Below are 535 nucleotides of genomic sequence, written 5' to 3'. Positions count from 1 at the left end.
CCAGTGGGTTCCGATTTAGTGATTGACGACAGCACCCGTAAAATACTTACAGGGGGTGGTTGTGATCACGCAGTGAGCGCAACCACCTGATAAGCGTTTTTTGAGGGGGTAGGCATGATCGTCAGACTGGATAACCGGCTGTTTGAGATTCTCGATGAGATGGGTGCGCATGTGGATCGGGAAATGTTCATGGCGGCCTATGCGCAGCGGAAGGCCGAAAAAGAAAATGATCCCCGGCATATCCGTCAACGGAAACTGACCAGGTTGGCTCATGATTTGATGTCAGAATCGGACCCTGAATTGTGAGCCTCGCGTGCGCGCGAGGGAAATCGGTCAGAAAATGGCCGGAGTCTCGTGCGCGCGATCCTTGTATTTATACTTAAGGGATAACTCTGGCGTCAAAAAACGCCGCCAGCCCTTGTGCCGCAAGGGTTTGAGTGTGATTTGCCTGAAAATGGTTTTGGAAGTATTCTGTCGGGAGTGGTCGCAGAAAAAAGCGACCCCCGCAACTGCGCTAACAGTTCGGGGGTGTGAC

1 protein-coding gene is annotated in these 535 nt (G+C 52.5%); it reads left to right on the top strand.

All coding sequences use genetic code 11. The features are described from left to right. Nucleotides 1-114 precede the first annotated feature (114 nt). On the top strand, nucleotides 115-306 hold the full coding sequence (locus CWI75_RS18210) for a hypothetical protein (protein WP_020324555.1): 192 nt from the start codon (nucleotides 115-117) through the stop codon (nucleotides 304-306). Nucleotides 307-535: the final 229 nt, after the last annotated feature.

Source organism: Kineobactrum sediminis, assembly GCF_002868715.1.
Classification (GTDB): domain Bacteria; phylum Pseudomonadota; class Gammaproteobacteria; order Pseudomonadales; family Halieaceae; genus Kineobactrum; species Kineobactrum sediminis.
This window is presented reverse-complemented; position numbering and strand designations above follow the sequence as displayed.

Bases quoted from the DNA above. Each gene is read 5' to 3' on its own strand.
- CWI75_RS18210 (WP_020324555.1), top strand. From the start codon at position 115: ATGATCGTCAGACTGGATAACCGGCTGTTTGAGATTCTCGATGAGATG.